This is a genomic window from Gloeocapsopsis sp. IPPAS B-1203 (assembly GCF_002749975.1).
In the GTDB taxonomy this organism is placed as follows: Bacteria; Cyanobacteriota; Cyanobacteriia; order Cyanobacteriales; family Chroococcidiopsidaceae; genus Gloeocapsopsis.
Genome location: NZ_PEIG01000007.1, coordinates 68,774 through 86,500, shown reverse-complemented (window position 1 = coordinate 86,500; position 17,727 = coordinate 68,774). Strand labels below are relative to the sequence as shown.

The following is a 17,727-nucleotide window of genomic DNA, read 5'->3' as shown; positions in this document are numbered from 1 at the left end:
ATCATTCCCTCGCTCCTCACTCCTCGCCCCTCCTAATATGCCGGACTTGCTAACCAAGAAATTGTTACGCCGAGAACTGAGCCAACAATCACTTGAAACGGTGTATGTCCAAGTAATTCTTTGAGTCGATCTTCATTAAATTCTTTGTTTTCGTGGAATAGTTCGTCAATCATTTGATTTAAAATGCGTGCTTGTTTACCTGCCGCTTGACGAACTCCAGCAGCATCGTACATCACGATAATGGCAAAAATGGTAGCGATCGCAAACTCACTACTTGCCCACCCAGAAGTTTGACCAATACCTGTAGCTAAGGCTGTAACGAGTGCTGAATGTGCGCTAGGCATTCCGCCAGTTGTGACAAGAACGCGCATATCAAACTTGTGATTTTTGATTAATTCTATGACGAGCTTTGATGCTTGAGCGATGAGACAAGCTATTACAGCAACCAGCATTACACTGTTGTCTAGAATGTCGCCAAAGTCCTGCATGGTGTTTTGATGTCGGTTAAAAGATAGGCTGATAGCTGATAGCTTTAGTGCGTGCGGCTAGTGATAAATTTGGCGATCGCTTGTAGTGGAAGTGCTTTTTCTCCAAAAGAATCAAGTTCCGCAATTGCCGCTTGAATCAGTTGTTGTGCTTGACGCTGAGATTCCTCCAAGCCCCAAATACTCGGATAAGTTGCTTTTTGTGCTTGTAAATCTTTACCAGCAGTTTTACCGAGTTCTTCTTGAGTCGCAGTAATATCCAAAATATCATCAACAATCTGAAATGCTAACCCAATATTTTGTGCATAGCGCGTTAACCGTTGCAAATCTGCTTCTGGCGCACCCGCTAAAATCGCTCCACAAACAACACAAGCTTCTAACAAAGCTGCCGTTTTGTGATTATGAATAAAGTTTAGCGTGTCAATTGAGACATCTGCTTTGCCTTCTGATTCTAGATCGACAACCTGACCGCCAACTAGACCTGCAGCACCAACAGCACGTCCTAGGCGACTAATCACTTGTAAAACTCGCTGTGCTGGCACATTTTCTGTACTAGCCGCAACGTACTCAAATGCGTAGGCTAACAAACCATCTCCTGCCAGAATTGCGATGTCTTCTCCATAAACTTTGTGATTTGTCAACCTCCCGCGTCGATAATCATCATTATCCATTGCTGGCAGATCGTCGTGGATTAATGACATCGTGTGAATCATCTCCACAGCACAAGCTGTTGGTGTTGCCATTTCTGCTGTACCTCCAGTAAGTTCGCAGGTAGCAAGACACAGAATTGGACGTAGCCGTTTACCGCCAGCTAATAATGAGTAGCGCATTGCCTCATAAATCTTCTCTGGATAAGTGACTGGCAAAGCACGATCAAGCGCCGCTTCAACTTGAGATTGCCGCTGTTGTAAATAAGCTGGTAGGTCAAATGGTACTTTTTCTTGAGGCGTTTGTAGGTTATCCGTTACTACCATTCCTGAGTTCCTTCAGCTGCTGTGGTATCCGTAACAATTTTACGGGGCTTTGGGAAGTTTATGAATGACAAATTCAGCATTTGTCATATCATCTCTGTTTAAATAACCAAGCTATCGGCAATACTGCTAGTAGTTAGTGGTTAGTTGCTAGTGACTAGTCACTAATCACTGAAGTTGCTCACTGATGGCGTTGTCGATAACTTGTGACCGTATTTTGTAATAACATCGCTACAGTCATTGGACCAATTCCACCAGGAACAGGAGTAATATACTCTGCCACATTTTGCACGGCATCGAAGTTTACATCACCTACCAAGCGGCTACTACCACTTCCATCAGTAACACGATTAATTCCTACATCAACAACAACCGCCCCAGGTTTTACCATATCCGCTGTAATTAGTCCAGGACGACCAACAGCACCGATTAAAATATCCGCAGACCGCGTTATTGTACCTAAATTTTGCGATCGCGAATGCGCAACTGTCACTGTAGCATCTTCTGCAAGTAACATTAAAGCTAAAGGCTTACCAACTAAAATACTACGCCCAACCACAACAGCTTGCTTACCTTTTAGCGGAATTTGATATTCTTGCAACAACCGCATGACTCCTGCTGGAGTACAGCTACGCAAACCTTGTTCTCCGCGCACAAGTTTTCCTAAGTTAGTGGGATGCAATCCATCTGCATCTTTGTCAGGATTGATTTGGAGTAGCAGCCCAACTGCATCTAAGTGTTCTGGCAAAGGTAACTGCACTAAAATGCCGTCAACTCGTTCATCTTGATTAAGACGGTGAATTGTCTGTTCTAATTCTGCCTGCGTCACTTCAATTTCAAAATGCTGCCCAAACGAAGCAATTCCTACATTAGCGCAAGCGCGTTCTTTATTACGAACATATGCAGCACTCGCAGGATTATCTCCTACCATCAATACTGCTAAGCCAGGTGGACGATTAAATTGAGATTTTTGAGTTTGAATTTGTTCTTTGAGTTCGCTTTGAAGACGTTGCGCCAAAGCTTTACCATTCAACAATTGTGCTTGCTTCATAACCATTTTTGGCACCTTCCTCTAGCAAGGGTACATTAAGTAACCTTGTACTCGTATCAAAAGTATTATGTCTAATTGAGACTAATTTTTTCTAACAATACTGGGCGATCGTAATTTCTCCGCATACGATTGAAATCTACTCACTTCATTAGTTGTGATGGTGCCAATGACTACGCAATTTCTCCGTCAGGCGATCGCGCCACAACTGAAACCTCTGTACATTCTATCTTCTCTCTTGCTGACTGGTCTACTTGGCTGTAGTGGTGTACCTTCTGCACTCAACAGCATTAATGTAGGTTTTGGAGTTGATGTTTCTCAAATTGGTGATATTGAACCAACGCGCGATCAAGACAAAACAATCTATGTTCAGGGTAAAGTTGCGGCGCTGGTGCCTTTAGTCGATTGGTTGGCTTACCAAGTTCAAGACTCTAGTGGCACAATTTGGGTGTTAACCAATCAACGAAACATTCAACTTGCAGATCAAGTTTTAATTGAAGGAAAGCTACGCTATCACAGTATTCCTGTTGCAGAACAAGATTTCGGTGAGGCTTATGTCGAAGAACACCGCCAAATTGAACGCACTCCTTCCCAATAAACTAACGTATGAATGACCAGATTCATGTTGCGATCGCTGTTCTCTATCGCCAGAACCAATTCCTTATGCAATTACGCGATAATATTCCTGGAATTCTTTATCCAGGTCATTGGGGTTTATTTGGCGGACACATTGAATCTGGAGAAGTCCCCGAAGTTGCAGTAATACGAGAACTACAAGAGGAAATCAACTATACTCCACCAGCGATCCTAAACTTTAGCTGCTATTACGATGAAAAAGTTGTACGTCATGTTTATCACGCACCATTAACCGTAGAACTCGATCACCTTGTTCTCAATGAGGGATGGGATATGGCTTTGCTAACACCTCAACAAGTTTTACAAGGTGAATGTTATTCTGCCAAAGCTGGCGGCTATAAGCCTTTAGGTGCTCCTCATCAAAAAATCTTGCTAGACTTTATCAAGCTTGAGCCTTATTCGTAAGTAATACTCCTACCACTACTAAAGCACCCCCTATTAACAAGCTAAGAGTGATTTCTTCTTGTAATAAAACTGCTGCTAGCAAAATTGCTGATACGGGTACCAAATTGATAAAAATTGCAGCTTTAGCAGGTCCAATCGCTTTTACGCCTTCAGAATACCAAATAAAGCCAAGCGCAGAACTTAAAAATCCTAAATATAAAATAACTAACCAAGTCGCCAAATCAATCTGAATCAATTCTTGAAGAAAACCTTCCATTGCAGCTGGAATAAATAAGGCAACTGTACCAATAAGACAAGCATAAGTTGTTGCCACCAAAGGAGAAAGCTGCTGCATCGCAATTTTACCAATTAGTGTATAAGCGACCCAGCTAAATACGCATCCAAAAAGAAAAAAGTCTCCCAAACTTAAATTATTATCTAAAGTATCTAGTAGATTCCCTCTACTAATTGCTAGAGCTGCTCCTAACAGAGAAGTAATAATTCCTATCGTTTTTAAAGTAGTAAGTTTCTCTTTAAAAAATAAGACAGAACCAAGCGCAATAAAGGTAGGATTTAAGGCAACAATTAATGCAGCGCGACTAGCCGCAATAGTTTGTAAGCCAAGAAAAAAGAATGCATTATATGCAAAAACCCCTGTCATTCCCAGTAGAAAAACTTGCAAAAGTTGCTTCTTGTGAAGTTGAGGTAGGTGCCCCTCTATTTTAAATGTGAGTAGTAGCAAACAAATTGAGGAAACAGCAAAACGACAAAATGCCGCTGAGAAAGGTTCTAAACTTTGTACTACTAGCCTTCCTGCAACAAATGTACCGCCCCAAACTACCGCAGTTAGTACTAGTTTGATATAAATTATCAATATTAAAACCCAAATATTAGCATTTGCTTTCTATTGTCTCATATGTTTAAATATCAAGGACAGTAGTATTCTTACCTAAAAAATAAAGTTCTTGTAATTTTTAACTTTATATTAGAATCAAATGCTAAATTGAATAATTAGAATTAGCCAGAAGTAAGTAAAAATAAACATTAAAAGCTGTTAAAGAGAAAATTGCTAATAGTCGATTAGCTAGCTATTAACCACGAATTAGTATAAAAAGTGCAATCAATAGTTATGTATACTTGCTTAATTATCGAAAGTGAGATGAGTATTTTACTTGTTTGTACTTGAATTGATAAAGTTTTTAAAAACTAAAGGCTGTTTTAATACTTAAATTAAAATTAAATTAAGATAGTATAATCTATTCAAGTGTTAATAATTTTTTTTAACTAAAAACTAAATGTGCAGATACTGTCCTACACTAGGATAGCTATCAGTGAACTGATTAACTACCTATATTAAATTAAACGAACAGGGCACACAACTGATTGCGATGAATACCTCCTCCTCTGCATCTACTTCCGTGGAATTTAATAGTAAGCCGATGCTGCGTAACGCTGACTATCGGAAATTGGATATTACCAAACTTTCACCAATGTACCAGCACTTTGTAAAAGTGAAAGAACAGTATCCAAATACAATACTACTGTATCGATGTGGAGATTTTTTTGAGACCTTTTTTCTTGATGCGCTGACGGTTTCGCAGGAATTAGAACTTGTCCTCACGAGTAAAGAAGGAGGAAAGGAAATCGGGCGAGTGCCAATGACAGGAGTGCCGCATCATGCACTAGAGCGGTATTGTGCAATGTTAGTTGAGAAGGGCTATGCGATCGCAATTTGCGACCAAGTTGAAGATGCAGAAGTTGCCGCAGCCCAACATCGTCAAGTACGCCGAGAAGTCACGCGGGTACTTACTCCAGGAACACTTTTAGATGACGGAATGCTGCAAGCACGGCGCAACAACTTTTTAGCAGCAGTCGTCATTGCAGGCAATCATTGGGGATTAGCCTATGCAGATATTTCTACAGGGGAATTCTTAACAACACAAGAAAGTAACTTAGAGCAGCTAACGCAAGAATTAATGCGGCTACAACCTTCAGAGGTGCTAGTGCCGACTAATGCTCCAGATTTAGGTAGTTTACTACGTCCTGGAGAAACTTCTGAACATTTGCCATCTTGTTTGCCAACTTCATTTTGCTATGCGCTGCGATCGCACACTCCATTTACTCCAGCAGAAGCGCGACAGCGTTTAGTCCAAAAATTTCGATTGCGATCGCTTGAAGGCTTAGGTTGCGAACATCTTCCTTTAGCAGTGAGAGCTGCTGGTGGGTTATTACAGTATTTAGAAGAAACACAAAAAGAAAATCCAATTGCGCTCCAAACCTTACGCACATACACTATTACCGATTATTTAATATTAGATCACCAAAGTCGGCGAAATTTAGAAATCACGCAAACAGTCCGCGATGGTACGTTTCATGGTTCACTACTATGGGCATTAGACCGCACTAGCACAGCGATGGGTGGACGAACCTTACGTCGCTGGTTTTTGCAGCCACTTATAGATATTAAGGGGATTCGTGCCCGACAAGATACAATTCAGGAATTAATTGAAGATAGTTCACTACGTCACGATCTACGTGCTTGTTTGCGGCAAATCTACGATTTAGAAAGATTAACAGGTCGTGCGGGTTCTGGTAGTGCCAATGCTAGAGATCTTGTTGCTTTAGCAGATTCGTTGGCGAGACTGCCTGAAATTGCTCATCTGGTAGAAAATGCAAAATCGCCATATTTACGCGCTTTACAAAAAGTTCCGCCTGTGATGTCAGAACTAGGTGACAAACTCCGCAACCATCTTGTTGAATCACCACCAATTTTACTTTCTGAAGGCGGATTGATTCGTCCTGGTGTCAATCCACAACTTGATGAGAGACGCACCACTGTAGAAGCCGATCAGCAGTGGATTGCGAATTTGGAGATCGAAGAACGCACTAAGATAGAAATTCCAACACTTAAGGTTGGCTACAACAAAACTTTTGGATATTACATTAGTATTTCTCGTAGCAAAGCTGATCAGGTTCCTAAGCATTACATTCGCAAGCAAACACTAACGAACGAAGAACGCTATATCACTCCTGAGTTGAAAGAACGCGAAAGTCGCATCCTCAGTGCTAGAGATGATTTGAACCGCCTAGAATATGAAGTATTTACGCAGTTGCGTAGTGAAGTCGCCGAACACGCTGAATTGATTCGTAATATTTCACGCGCTGTAGCCGCTGCTGATGTGTTGTGTGGTTTAGCCGAAGTAGCAGTTTATCAAGGTTACTGCCGACCAGAAATAGTCGAAGGGCGAGAAATCATCATTGGAGATGGACGTCATCCTGTGGTTGAACAGTCTTTACCCGCAGGCTTTTTTGTTCCCAATTCTGCGCATTTGGGTAATAGAGAAGAATCAAGCCAATTACCAATTACCAATCACCAATTCCCTGACTTAATTATTCTCACAGGTCCTAATGCAAGCGGCAAAAGTTGTTATTTGCGCCAAGTAGGATTGATACAGTTAATGGCACAGGTGGGTAGTTTTGTGCCAGCCAATTCTGCCCAATTGGGGATTTGCGATCGCATTTTTACGCGAGTTGGTGCAGTAGATGACTTAGCAACAGGTCAATCGACTTTTATGGTTGAAATGAATGAAACAGCCAATATTCTCAATCATGCTACTTCGCGATCGCTCGTGTTGCTAGATGAAATTGGCAGAGGAACTGCAACATTTGATGGTCTTTCAATTGCGTGGGCAGTAGCTGAATACTTGGCAACAGAGATTCAAGCGCGGACAATCTTTGCAACACACTACCATGAGTTGAATGAACTTGCTTCAATTTTGCCGAACGTGGCTAATTATCAAGTCACTGTCAAAGAATTACCCGATCAAATCATCTTTTTACATCAAGTACAGCCAGGAGGCGCAGATAAATCTTATGGCATTGAGGCAGGGCGTTTGGCAGGATTGCCACAAGTGGTGATTCAACGCGCCAAACAGGTCATGGGACAAATTGAAAAGCATAGTAAAATTGCTGTTGGACTGCATGAGGGTGTAGATGTCAAACAAGCTTTAAAGGCAAACTAGTATCAAATCCAGTTAATTAGTAATGACAATAAATGGTAACTAACCACTAGTAACTAGTCACTAGTCTGGTTATTTAACCCTGACCTCTGATCTCTGCCATAGGTATCTGACTTGCCTGGTATTAAAACGTTTCCTGCTTGATCGCTGATGCCAGCTTTCGCGACTCCATGAACCAGAATCTTACCGCCACTAATTGTTTTAGTATATTGTTCGTGGTGATGACCGTGAAACACAGCTTTTACTCCTAGTGCTTCAGCAAGTTCGTCAAGTTCTTTAAAGCCGTAGCGATGGCATGAAGGTGCTTCATGAGTCACTAAAATATCTGCTTGTTGATTCCATAGTGCTGTGTAGTGTTGCCAAAAAATGCTGGCATGATGTTTGCGAGGAATACCACCCCGCCAGCGTTCGCCTTTACCACAAATTGATAGTAAGTCATGATGGCTAGGAAATCTCGGTGCAGCAGGAGGACGCCAAATTTTGGCACGAAATACACCGCCTAATCCAGCAACTCGCTGACCAGCAATTTTAACAACACGACCATGTAAATTACGATGCGCTAGCTGCGATGAAAACAAATGGTCATACCAACAATCTTGATCTGCGTCGTGGTTGCCGTGAATGAACCAAACTTCGGTTTTATCCAAAATGGCAGCTAGTTCTTCCTCTAGCGATCGCGCTAAGTCGAAATCGCCTAGCAAAACAACTGCTTGCGGAGAATATGTTTTTACTGCCCGAAGCACGGGTCTGAAATCACCATGCGGATCTCCACCGAATAAAATCATTAATTAAGTTGAAAATGCAACTCTTTATGATAATAAGGATCGCACATCTAGAACCTATGTTCCTTACCCAAAAGACGGATCGACACTGAAACACAACTATCGATAGGAAAGAAATCAAGCAGTTGCTTTGCATTTGAAAAGGCAACAAATTGAAAATTGAGCCTTTCTCCTCAATGTTTTTCTTCCCCTCACCCCTCACCCCTTCTTTCGTAACTATTCTTAATAAACTACGGCATAAAGCATTACACTTCATTGCAAAGTGAAAGATAATGTGAGACAGCGCGTGATAATTGCGGATGTGGATGAACCCGCACAGAATTTAGGAAAGGAGAACCCCGTGGCAATGCAATCAAAGGAGCTAAAACAAAATTCGGTGCATGAAGATTTCAGTGAGTATGTAGCTCATCTTCAACTTCATATGACTTTACAAGCTCGGAATTTAGTTCCTACCCTCAAGCCAAAGGTAATTGATAGCCGCGAACAGTTACTCCATCAAACTCAAGCAACTGTTGAAAAGTTGATTTCTCGCCAGAGAATATTCTAGATAGTACTGCGCTGCTGTTTAACACGAAAAGCAACCATTTTATAAAGGTTAATCGAATAAAAGTAATTCAGACACCTTGAAGCACGCAGAACGCGCATCAAGGTTTTTTATTTAGGCTAACCTCATAAATTTTTGTGGCAGATCACTAGCAATAAATGCCCTAGAAAGCAGACATAGCAAGCATTTTGCTGTCTTCTATTTGTACGGTTAAGAAATCCGTACTTAAGCTGAACAGCGATCGCTGAGCTTTTGCCGTTAAGATAATGGCAGCGAAACCTTTTCATTTCAGGCTGAATGGCGGCCCGATCTAACATGACTTCCATGCCTCCCCAAAACCAAAGCCTAGTCATTAGACCAGTTCAATACCGAGACCTTGAGGGCATTGAACGGCTTAGTGCCGAGTCATTCGAGGTGGATCAATCAAGTCCTGCCGAAACGTCAGGGCGATCGCATCTAAGCTTACTGCGCCGCTGGTTTGGGTTAATCAAGTGTTTGAGCATCTTTCCCAATCCGCTACAGTACCGTTTCTGCATTTACGTAGCTGAGCAATATCGGCAGGTTCAAGGGATGATTCAAGTCACCCCTTTTAATCGTACCCGCAGTACTTGGAAAGTTCAGCAGGTCGCGGTAGACACCAAAGCTCACACCCAAGGAATTGGTTCCCAACTTTTGCGTCACTGTTTTGAAGCGATTGGTGAAGCTCGCACATGGTTATTAGAAGTCAATATTAATAATAAAGATGCCTTGGCTCTCTATCGCCAAAATGGTTTCCAAACCTTGGCACAATTGACTTATTGGAAAATTAAGCCGAGCTTATTACAAGAATTGGCTGCTAGAGAACCAGATTTGCCAAACTTGCTGCCTGTCAGCAATGCTGATGCTCAGTTGCTCTACCAGTTGGATACTGCCTCAATGCCGCCTCTGGTTCGCCAAGTCTTTGACCGCGATATTCATGATTTTAAGACTAGTCTTCTTGGTGCACTGATTGAAGGACTACGACAATGGCGGAGTAAAACTGAAGTTGTCAGCGGCTATGTATTTGAACCGCAGCGGAAAGCAGCAATTGGTTACTTCCAGCTGAGAATATGCCGTAAAAGCCAAAAACCACACGTTGCAACATTAACAGTACACCCTGCCTATACTTGGCTTTATCCTGAGCTACTATCTCAACTTGCACGAATCGTTCAAGATTTACCACCACAATCTTTGCAACTAGCTTCTGCTGATTATCAACCAGAACGAGAGGAATACTTAGAGCAAATAGGTGCTGAGCGTGTAGAACATACACTTATGATGTCGCGCTCAGTTTGGCACAAAATCCGCGAGTCTAAGTTTGCATCTTTAGAAGGCTTACAATGGCCTGAAGTGCTTCAGGGTCTGCAACCAGCACGCAAACCTGTCCCAGGTGGTATGTCTTGGATGCCACAAACTTCGTCTGCCCGCTCAAAGATAAAAATGAACTCGCAATACCAATTTGCGAATCAAGTAAGTTCTTCACCAGAATCATTACATCTGAGTAGTAGCACCGAAGAATATTCCTTGCCACAACATCACCTTGACGACGAAGGAGAAACAAAAAACACGAATGTCTAAAGCTACCCAGCAGCAAACCACTGACACTCATGAAAACGCCAACAGTGTTGTTGTGAGTTCGCAACCAAAAAAGCAATCTTTTATTTCAGCTTTAGGCTTAGATATTGGTCGTAAGCGAATCGGTGTGGCTGGATGTGATGGCACAGGTTTGATTGCCTCAGGATTAACAACAATTGAGCGCAAATCTTTTGAGTTGGATCTAGCACAACTCAAGCACCTTGCCAAAGAGCGTCACGTTCAATTATTGGTTGTTGGTTTGCCATATTCTATGGATGGCTCTTTAGGTAAGCAAGCTCAAGAAATTCAAAAATTAGCGACGAGGTACGCTCAAGCTTTACAGTTGTCGCTAGAATATGTAGACGAACGACTCACTTCATTTCAAGCTGAGCAGCTACTGCACTCACAAAATATTTCGCCATCTCGGAACAAAGGACTTATTGATCGCAAAGCCGCTGCTTTGATACTGCAGCAATGGTTAGACGAACGTCGTACTTCTTTAGCAGCACAGAGAAAGTCTGAAAAGAAATTACCTTTTTAATTTTGTTTGATTCTGTTTGGAAAAAAGCCTGTAAATCTAGTAGTAGGTTAAGTGCACTAGCGTGATATTCTGAAAGCTAACCAACAGTGCCTAGAAAAAAGTTGCATTAGCAGGTTTTGTCTAGTATAGGTAAACTAATTTACCGACGATTTTCTTGTTAGATAAGTTGACGGTTCTTACTATCGACTATGTTTCCATCCGAATTTTCTGAAGATAATGAGCAATCCCCTGCTAGCTCCGTCACGCTGACGGATGATACAGGGCGTGAATTGAATTGTTATGTAGAGCGATCGCTTTATGTAGATAGTCAAGAATATCTATTACTGATCCCTGTAGATTCCGCAGTAGAAATCTTTGCTTGGCAGGGTGATGGCGATGAAGAAGAAGCTGTTCCTGTTGAAGATGAAGAAACTATTGAGAGCATCTTTAGCACAGCAGAAGCTGTCCTTGCTGAGCAGAATTTAGTTCTGAAGCATAGTGCTTTTGCCTTGACAGTTGCTGGCGAGTTACCGCCTGTTGAAGAAACTGAGCTATTTACACTGGAAATCGAAGAAGACGGAACAGAGTTAGAACCTGAACAATTGCAGCTATTAGCAAGCTTTTATCATGAAGAACAAGAGTACGCGATTTATACTCCTCTAGATCCGTTGCTGTTCTTCGCGAAAGCAAATGGTTCTGGTAAGCCAGAGTTGCTTTCTCCAGAAGAATTTCGTAAAGTACAACCACAGTTAGAAGAACAGCTATTTGACGAAATGGAATAGTTCATAATTGACACGTAGGCACATAGCAAACGTTTTAAGCTGTTCGTAGCTACCAGCTCAATTAGCAAAGATGGTGCAAAGAATATTCAAGGGGTCGCTTATTTTAGGTCTGCCAGTAGCATTAGGATTAAGCCTATTGGCTGGCAGAAATTGGTGGAGCTCTGTAAGTTCACCACCGCAACTGATAGAAGCATCTGCTGTACCCGAAATAGCTGAAGCTAGGGTAGTACAGTTTCGCATTCCTCAAGGTACGCCAACCCAGCAAATTGGACGCGATCTTGAAGCAGCAGGGTTAATTCGTTCAGCAAGAGCATGGGATTTATGGGCACGGTGGCTAAGATGGCAAAATCCTGATGGTGGGTTTAAAGCAGGCACATATGCACTGTCATCAACGCAGCCATTAACAGCGATCGCAGAGAAAATTTGGCAAGGTAGAGTTGTCGAGCTAAGCTTTACAATTCCGGAAGGTTGGTCGATCCAGCAGATGGCAACTTACTTTGAAACGCAAGGCTTCTTTCCTGCGGCAGATTTCATTGCGGTAGCTAGTACTGTTGACCGCAGTAAATACTCTTGGCTTCCTGCAGACTTACCTCATCTCGAAGGCTTTTTATACCCAGATACCTATAAACTGAATGGCGATCAAGTTACACCGCAAGCAGTAGTTGATCAGATGCTGCAACGATTTGAGCAATTAGCACTGCCAGTGTATGAGCAACACCGCAATCAAACACAGTTTGATATCCGCGAATGGGTTACTCTAGCAAGTATTGTTGAAAAAGAAGCTGTTGTCGCTGACGAACGTCAACGCATTGCCGGAGTTTTTGTCCGGAGATTAGAAGAAGGACTGTCTTTAGGAGCAGATCCCACAGTAGAGTATGGTTTGGGTATCCGGCAAACTGCCGATCAACCTTTGACCCTTGCTCAAGTCAATACGCCTTCTCCTTACAATACATATATCAATGCAGGGCTACCGCCAACTCCGATCGCTAGTCCTGGAATTGCCAGTTTGCAAGCAACACTTGATCCTGAAGAGACTCCTTATCTTTATTTTGTTGCTCGCTATGATGGCACTCATGTCTTTAGCCGTACTTTATCGGAACACGAAGCAGCACAAGCAGCAATTCGCAGGCAACAGCAATCAAGAAGTCAATAATGCGCAAAATCAAGGGAAGATGGCTAAAAAAGATACTTTGCTTACTGTAGCTGATTATTTTCTAAAGAAAGTATACTTGACTTCTTTATCTTCACCTTGAGCAGAATATGGATTGGAACAAACTATTACAGCCAGATCTCATTCTTGAAGGTTCTGTTCTGTGTTTAACACCTGATGTTCTGCAGCAGCATCAAATTAAAGGGCTAGTGTTAGACGTTGATGACACTCTTGTGCCTTTTAAAGTAACGCAAGCATCTCCAGATTTGCAGCATTGGGTTACACAAACTAGAGAAGTTGCCCAAATGTGGTTAGTTAGCAACAACACTAGTAATACGCGCATTGGTGGTATTGCTCGTTCTTTGGATCTTCCTTATATCTATGGTGCAGTGAAACCTTCTCGCCGCAAATTAAGGCAGGCGCTAGCTGCTATGAATTTACCTGTTGAGCATGTTGCTATGGTGGGCGATCGCTTATTTACTGATGTGCTGGCAGGAAATCGGTTGGGAATGTTTACGATTTTAGTAGAACCATTTGTGACTCCTGGTGAAGCCGTTCGTTCTCATCCAATACGTAACTTTGAAGTATTGCTGTCACAGTTTATTGGCATGTCACTACCAACCACAAAACAGCCAGTGAAGAAATAAGCTGCTTTCAAAAGAACAATCTTAAGAAAAAATTAAATTACTGCAGTTAGCTGTCAATATCTGAAAATCTAGAAGATAGTTCAAAAGGGTCAGCCTAATAAAGACCCTTGCCATAATACATACCCATATAATTAGGTAGAGCGTCAGCCTTCAATAATATGAAGTTCTGGCGCTTTACAATTTATACTTAAAATACTCGATCGAGCCTCTCTTCCTGAATGCCACAAACATTGGTTGTCAAAATTGGCACTTCAAGTCTGACACAACCTGAAACAGGTCAATTAGCGCTTTCCACGATCGCTATGTTGGCAGAAGTTTTAACTCAATTGCGACGGCAAGGTCACAAAGTTGTTTTGGTATCATCTGGAGCAGTAGGAGTAGGTTGTGCGCGATTAGGTTTAGTCGAACGTCCACGAGCGATCGCTACAAGACAAGCAGTCGCCGCAGTTGGGCAAGGGCGGTTAATCCGCATATACGACGATTTATTTACAACTTTGCAGCAACCCATAGCACAGGTACTACTCACTCGTAGTGACTTGATGGAACGAAGCCGTTATCTTAATGCTTATAACACTTTTCAGGAACTGCTAAGTTTAGGAGTCATTCCTATCGTTAACGAAAATGACACAGTTGCTGTCGAAGAACTCAAGTTTGGTGATAATGACACGCTGTCTGCATTAGTTGGAAGTTTAATTGAAGCAGATTGGTTATTTTTACTTACAGATGTCGATCGGCTCTATTCTGCCGATCCGCGTTTTGTACCAGACGCTAAACCAATTATTCTGGTTGAAAATATCGCACAGTTAGCTGATCTACAAGTAGGCGATCGCGGTTCGCAATGGGGCACAGGTGGTATGCTTACTAAAGTCTCAGCTGCAAGGATTGCAACTGCTGCGGGTGTTCGTACTGCAATTACTGATGGCAGATCTCCTCATAATATTAAACGAATTTTGCAAGGCGAACCGCTAGGGACACAATTTGAACCACAACTTCAACCAACGAATGCCCGCAAACGCTGGATCGCCTATGGTTTAATTCCCTCTGGTAAGCTTTACCTAGATTCAGGCGCTATTACAGCAATTTGTCAAGGTGGAAAGTCTTTACTAGCGGCAGGAATAAGTGCCGTTGAAGGAGAATTTGATAGCCAAGAAGCAGTGCAGCTATGCGATCAGCATGGTAATGAAATTGCCAGAGGTATTGTTAATTATAGTAGCAGCGAACTCCGGCAAATCCGTGGGCAACACTCTAGAGAAATTGCCACAATTTTAGGATATGAAGGTGCAGAAACTGTCATTCATCGCGATAATCTAGTACTTATTTAGACTTTGGGATGAAGTAATTGTGTATTTGGTATACATTTATGTACAGCAATTTTAAAATGTATGCTTAAGCCTTTCATCACGGAATCTACGTGTGATAGCAATGCGTAAATAAAAACAATGACACCCAGCATCTCTAAAAATTCTTCTACACCTGCTATCATTGCGTAAGCCATATTTCGTTCGCCGTAAAGATGTGCATAGTATCCACCAATGGCTTCTACACCAATCGCACCACTTACGAAGATTAAGCCTGCCAGAAACATTAGTTGACGCGTTTTGGTTGGCAAATAGCTAAGAAACTTTCTAAATGCTAATAGGCACAATAGTACAAATATAGCACCAGGAATGATCCAAGCATAATAAAGTAAACCACCAGCATTAAGCGCAGAACGTAAAGGCATTGTCATTCGCTCATGAATACTGATAACTTCGTCAATTGCAAGACAAAGAAAAAGAATCGACAATGCAGTCCAGTAATGAACTAGGTGATCGCCTCTCATTTGCTTAGCGTAAGCAATGACCGCTAGTAAAATTGAACTTATTAGCAATAAACACATTGCATAAAGGGTTGGAATATTAAGTTCCCGATTTAAGTTAAAAAGTTCTGCAAGGAAATCTCTTGAGAAGTAGTCGGGTAAAAAGTACTCAGTAAATTGCCCCAACAAGTGAGCACATAACAGGGCAACTGCAATGAAAAATAGTAACCGAGAGGTTTTTTGAGGAGAAATAGGAATTTCTAATTTTTGGTGTGGTACGTTTGCCACCGTTTGTGTAGCCATTGATTGTAACTTAAATTGGTGATGCCTTTAAATAAAGAGATTTTTATAAACCCACTCTGGCAAAACAACCTTGCCATCGATTACTCAAGCGTTTGCTGTTTGACCTACTCTTGGCTTACTAAAATTTCTCTTAAACGTTTCTGCGCTATTGAGCAACTAGTGTTGCTTGTAATTGCTCTAAACTAATAATGTTAGTTCCAAGGAAATCCATCCCCAACGTCTCTCGCTGCTTGCTGCCTTTTTTCAATCTAATCATTGACAATTCCTTATCCTGGTAATTACGTAGCCACGCAACAGGGACAACGTATTATTTTTACTCCTAACCTCTATAATGCCATCTTTTAAGGTTTGGTTAAGGCAAGTTTAATGAACCTTTAATTTAGAGCAAGCTTAAATTAATTTTTATTAAAGATTAATACACCTTTAAGTGTTACATGATAATTTCATTGGATGAATACTTCTGCTTTAGTAGCTAATTAGTTCAAGCAAAAGCAGTTTGTCTACTTTAAGTGATCTTGGGAGTAGCATTCCATAACCCAACAACTCTCCAACATTTGTACTCTATAGACATATTGAAATCGTCGTGGATTTAATATTAATTCGAGTGTAGAATCAAACAAAGGTTGGTTTAAATACTGCAAAATTGGAAAGTTAGTAATTGTATACTTTAAATTCATAGTTATTTTTTGGATATATATGGTGACAGGCAGACTTTACTGAGAATAAAGAACTCAAATATAATTTACTGCTGATTCAACAGTGCCATAACTCCAATTTATTTTTCCTGGTGAAGATCACTGAATATTTAAACGTTTTTGGGCTTACATCTGTAATTTTGCGGTTGTAATTGAGCTATAGTTGTGTTTTAAATAAAAATAGCTTGAACAGTAAATATTAAAAGTTGGTAGTTTTGATAAACGTTGGCTGTGAAGTTCAATATCAGCAATCAGCAAAATTACTCTGTTAGTAAAGTGCTGCTCTCAAAAAACATCGAATATTGTCAAAACCTCGGTGTAATCGCGCAGGCTGTTTGTAAAGGCGTTCCATCAGTAAAACGCCCTCAATCATCGCGAGCAGTTGTTCTGCTAATTCTTCAGGGTTAATATTTGGCAGAAGTTGAGTTTGACCTGCTTGTAGTAGTTGTGCGATCGCATTTTGCCACTCATTAAAAACCTGAACTAAATGTTCTTGAAAAGAGCTATCGTGTGCTACTAAATCAACGATCAAATTACCCAAGAGACAGCCTGCACAATTAGGATCGGTAAGATGCTTTTCTTCTAAGCGATCAATCATCCAAAAGAGGTTAGCAATTGGATCTTCAGAAGCATTCATTGCAGGGATGAGGATAGCAGCTTTAAGCTCGTTCCATTTAAAGTCAATAAGCGCGTGAGCAAGTTCGTCTTTTGACTCAAAGTAGTTATAGAAACTACCAGAAGACACCTGACTTACTGCAAAAAGTTCCTTCAGTCCAGTTGATTGAATACCCTGGCGATGAATCAGTTCTCCCACGGAGGACAATATGTCCTCACGAGTACGCTTGAGGTTGACCATACATGTAAGTAGCTGCTATCTCACCACTTTCTATCTTATTTCTGTTATTTCTGTTACAGCAAATGTCACCACTTCTTATAAGGCAAAAATTTGCCATTCATAATCACTTTGACGCGATCGCCTTTGGGGTCTTCTTCTTTTTCCACCTCTAGCGTGAAATCAATAGCACTCATGATGCCATCACCAAACTTTTCATGCACTACCTCTTTGATAGGCATTCCATAAACTTGCATAATTTCGTAGAAGCGATAAACCAGCGGATCAGTAGGTACGACTGGACCTAATCCCTTTGCTGGACAAGCTGTAAGTTCTGGCACTAAATCTTGACTGAGATTTAAGGCGTGTAGGATTTTACTTGCTTCATCTTCCGAAGCGCTAGCTTGACGGTAAAGCACTGTAGCAATCCAGACTTCGTCACGTCCAACAGCCTTTTCGAGATCGGCAAAGCTGATGCCTTTTGCTTGCTTTGCAGCTAGTAGTTTTTTGGTAATTTCAGGAATCTCAACTGACATTA

At 41.4% G+C, this 17,727-nt stretch carries 19 protein-coding genes; 10 read left to right on the top strand and 9 right to left on the bottom strand.

Going from position 1 to position 17,727, the window contains the following annotated elements; translation table 11 throughout:
* Positions 1 to 32: 32 nt before the first annotated feature.
* The 3 genes from CSQ79_RS14105 to folD all read right to left on the bottom strand — a co-directional run bounded on the left by CSQ79_RS14105 (position 33) and on the right by folD (position 2,513).
* The gene (locus tag CSQ79_RS14105; protein ID WP_099701813.1) at positions 33 to 488 is read right to left on the bottom strand and encodes a divergent PAP2 family protein; all 456 of its coding nucleotides are present in this window, start codon (positions 486 to 488) and stop codon (positions 33 to 35) included.
* Between the two features lie 44 nt (positions 489 to 532).
* Positions 533 to 1,459 (bottom strand): geranylgeranyl diphosphate synthase CrtE, encoded by a 927-nt coding sequence (crtE, locus tag CSQ79_RS14100; RefSeq protein ID WP_099701812.1) that lies wholly within the window; start codon positions 1,457 to 1,459, stop codon positions 533 to 535.
* 178 nt (positions 1,460 to 1,637) lie between these two features.
* Positions 1,638 to 2,513, bottom strand: a complete 876-nt coding sequence (folD, locus tag CSQ79_RS14095; RefSeq protein WP_099701811.1) for a bifunctional methylenetetrahydrofolate dehydrogenase/methenyltetrahydrofolate cyclohydrolase FolD — start codon at positions 2,511 to 2,513, stop codon at positions 1,638 to 1,640.
* A 160-nt stretch (positions 2,514 to 2,673) separates the two neighbouring features.
* Between folD and CSQ79_RS14090 the strand changes: the two genes are divergently transcribed.
* The gene (locus CSQ79_RS14090; RefSeq protein ID WP_099701810.1) at positions 2,674 to 3,102 is read left to right on the top strand and encodes a hypothetical protein; all 429 of its coding nucleotides are present in this window, start codon (positions 2,674 to 2,676) and stop codon (positions 3,100 to 3,102) included.
* Positions 3,103 to 3,110: 8 nt separating this feature from the next.
* Positions 3,111 to 3,545, top strand: coding sequence for an NUDIX hydrolase (locus CSQ79_RS14085; RefSeq protein ID WP_099701809.1), 435 nt, complete (start codon positions 3,111 to 3,113; stop codon positions 3,543 to 3,545).
* Here CSQ79_RS14085 and CSQ79_RS14080 read toward each other — a convergent pair.
* Complete coding sequence (locus CSQ79_RS14080; protein WP_099701808.1) at positions 3,523 to 4,398, bottom strand: DMT family transporter; 876 nt, start codon at positions 4,396 to 4,398, stop codon at positions 3,523 to 3,525. The two genes, CSQ79_RS14085 and CSQ79_RS14080, sit on opposite strands and share 23 nt — an antisense overlap.
* A 565-nt stretch (positions 4,399 to 4,963) precedes the next feature.
* Here CSQ79_RS14080 and mutS point away from each other — a divergent pair.
* On the top strand, positions 4,964 to 7,546 hold the full coding sequence (mutS, locus tag CSQ79_RS14075; RefSeq protein WP_099701807.1) for a DNA mismatch repair protein MutS: 2,583 nt from the start codon (positions 4,964 to 4,966) through the stop codon (positions 7,544 to 7,546).
* Positions 7,547 to 7,599: 53 nt separating this feature from the next.
* On the opposite strand, the gene CSQ79_RS14070 is transcribed toward mutS, so the two are convergent.
* The gene (locus tag CSQ79_RS14070; protein ID WP_099701806.1) at positions 7,600 to 8,328 is read right to left on the bottom strand and encodes a metallophosphoesterase family protein; all 729 of its coding nucleotides are present in this window, start codon (positions 8,326 to 8,328) and stop codon (positions 7,600 to 7,602) included.
* 343 nt (positions 8,329 to 8,671) lie between these two features.
* On the opposite strand from CSQ79_RS14070, the gene CSQ79_RS14065 reads away from it, so the two are divergent.
* The gene (locus tag CSQ79_RS14065; RefSeq protein WP_099701983.1) at positions 8,672 to 8,872 is read left to right on the top strand and encodes a hypothetical protein; all 201 of its coding nucleotides are present in this window, start codon (positions 8,672 to 8,674) and stop codon (positions 8,870 to 8,872) included.
* Positions 8,873 to 8,994: 122 nt separating this feature from the next.
* On the opposite strand, the gene CSQ79_RS27805 is transcribed toward CSQ79_RS14065, so the two are convergent.
* Complete coding sequence (locus tag CSQ79_RS27805; protein ID WP_289501162.1) at positions 8,995 to 9,186, bottom strand: hypothetical protein; 192 nt, start codon at positions 9,184 to 9,186, stop codon at positions 8,995 to 8,997.
* Here CSQ79_RS27805 and CSQ79_RS14060 point away from each other — a divergent pair.
* The 6 genes from CSQ79_RS14060 (at position 9,167) to proB (ending at position 14,883) form a co-directional block, all read left to right on the top strand.
* Positions 9,167 to 10,465, top strand: coding sequence for a GNAT family N-acetyltransferase (locus CSQ79_RS14060; RefSeq protein ID WP_099701805.1), 1,299 nt, complete (start codon positions 9,167 to 9,169; stop codon positions 10,463 to 10,465). The two genes, CSQ79_RS27805 and CSQ79_RS14060, sit on opposite strands and share 20 nt — an antisense overlap.
* Positions 10,458 to 11,003 carry a Holliday junction resolvase RuvX gene (gene ruvX, locus CSQ79_RS14055; RefSeq protein WP_289501130.1) on the top strand — a complete coding sequence of 182 codons (546 nt, stop codon included), beginning with the start codon at positions 10,458 to 10,460 and terminating at the stop codon, positions 11,001 to 11,003. The genes CSQ79_RS14060 and ruvX overlap by 8 nt, the downstream gene beginning before the upstream one ends.
* A gap of 188 nt (positions 11,004 to 11,191) precedes the next feature.
* Complete coding sequence (locus CSQ79_RS14050; protein WP_099701804.1) at positions 11,192 to 11,764, top strand: DUF3727 domain-containing protein; 573 nt, start codon at positions 11,192 to 11,194, stop codon at positions 11,762 to 11,764.
* Positions 11,765 to 11,834: 70 nt separating this feature from the next.
* Positions 11,835 to 12,917 (top strand): endolytic transglycosylase MltG, encoded by a 1,083-nt coding sequence (mltG, locus tag CSQ79_RS14045; RefSeq protein WP_502693931.1) that lies wholly within the window; start codon positions 11,835 to 11,837, stop codon positions 12,915 to 12,917.
* Between the two features lie 107 nt (positions 12,918 to 13,024).
* Complete coding sequence (locus CSQ79_RS14040) at positions 13,025 to 13,561, top strand: YqeG family HAD IIIA-type phosphatase (protein WP_099701803.1); 537 nt, start codon at positions 13,025 to 13,027, stop codon at positions 13,559 to 13,561.
* A 218-nt stretch (positions 13,562 to 13,779) separates the two neighbouring features.
* Positions 13,780 to 14,883 (top strand): glutamate 5-kinase, encoded by a 1,104-nt coding sequence (gene proB, locus CSQ79_RS14035; RefSeq protein ID WP_099701802.1) that lies wholly within the window; start codon positions 13,780 to 13,782, stop codon positions 14,881 to 14,883.
* Here the strand turns inward: proB and CSQ79_RS14030 are convergent.
* The 3 genes from CSQ79_RS14030 to cynS form a co-directional block, all read right to left on the bottom strand.
* The gene (locus CSQ79_RS14030; RefSeq protein ID WP_099701801.1) at positions 14,880 to 15,662 is read right to left on the bottom strand and encodes a DUF8692 domain-containing protein; all 783 of its coding nucleotides are present in this window, start codon (positions 15,660 to 15,662) and stop codon (positions 14,880 to 14,882) included. The genes proB and CSQ79_RS14030 overlap by 4 nt on opposite strands.
* Before the next feature lie 963 nt (positions 15,663 to 16,625).
* On the bottom strand, positions 16,626 to 17,213 hold the full coding sequence (locus CSQ79_RS14025; RefSeq protein WP_099701800.1) for a TetR/AcrR family transcriptional regulator: 588 nt from the start codon (positions 17,211 to 17,213) through the stop codon (positions 16,626 to 16,628).
* A 65-nt stretch (positions 17,214 to 17,278) separates the two neighbouring features.
* Complete coding sequence (gene cynS, locus CSQ79_RS14020; RefSeq protein WP_099701799.1) at positions 17,279 to 17,725, bottom strand: cyanase; 447 nt, start codon at positions 17,723 to 17,725, stop codon at positions 17,279 to 17,281.
* Positions 17,726 to 17,727: the final 2 nt, after the last annotated feature.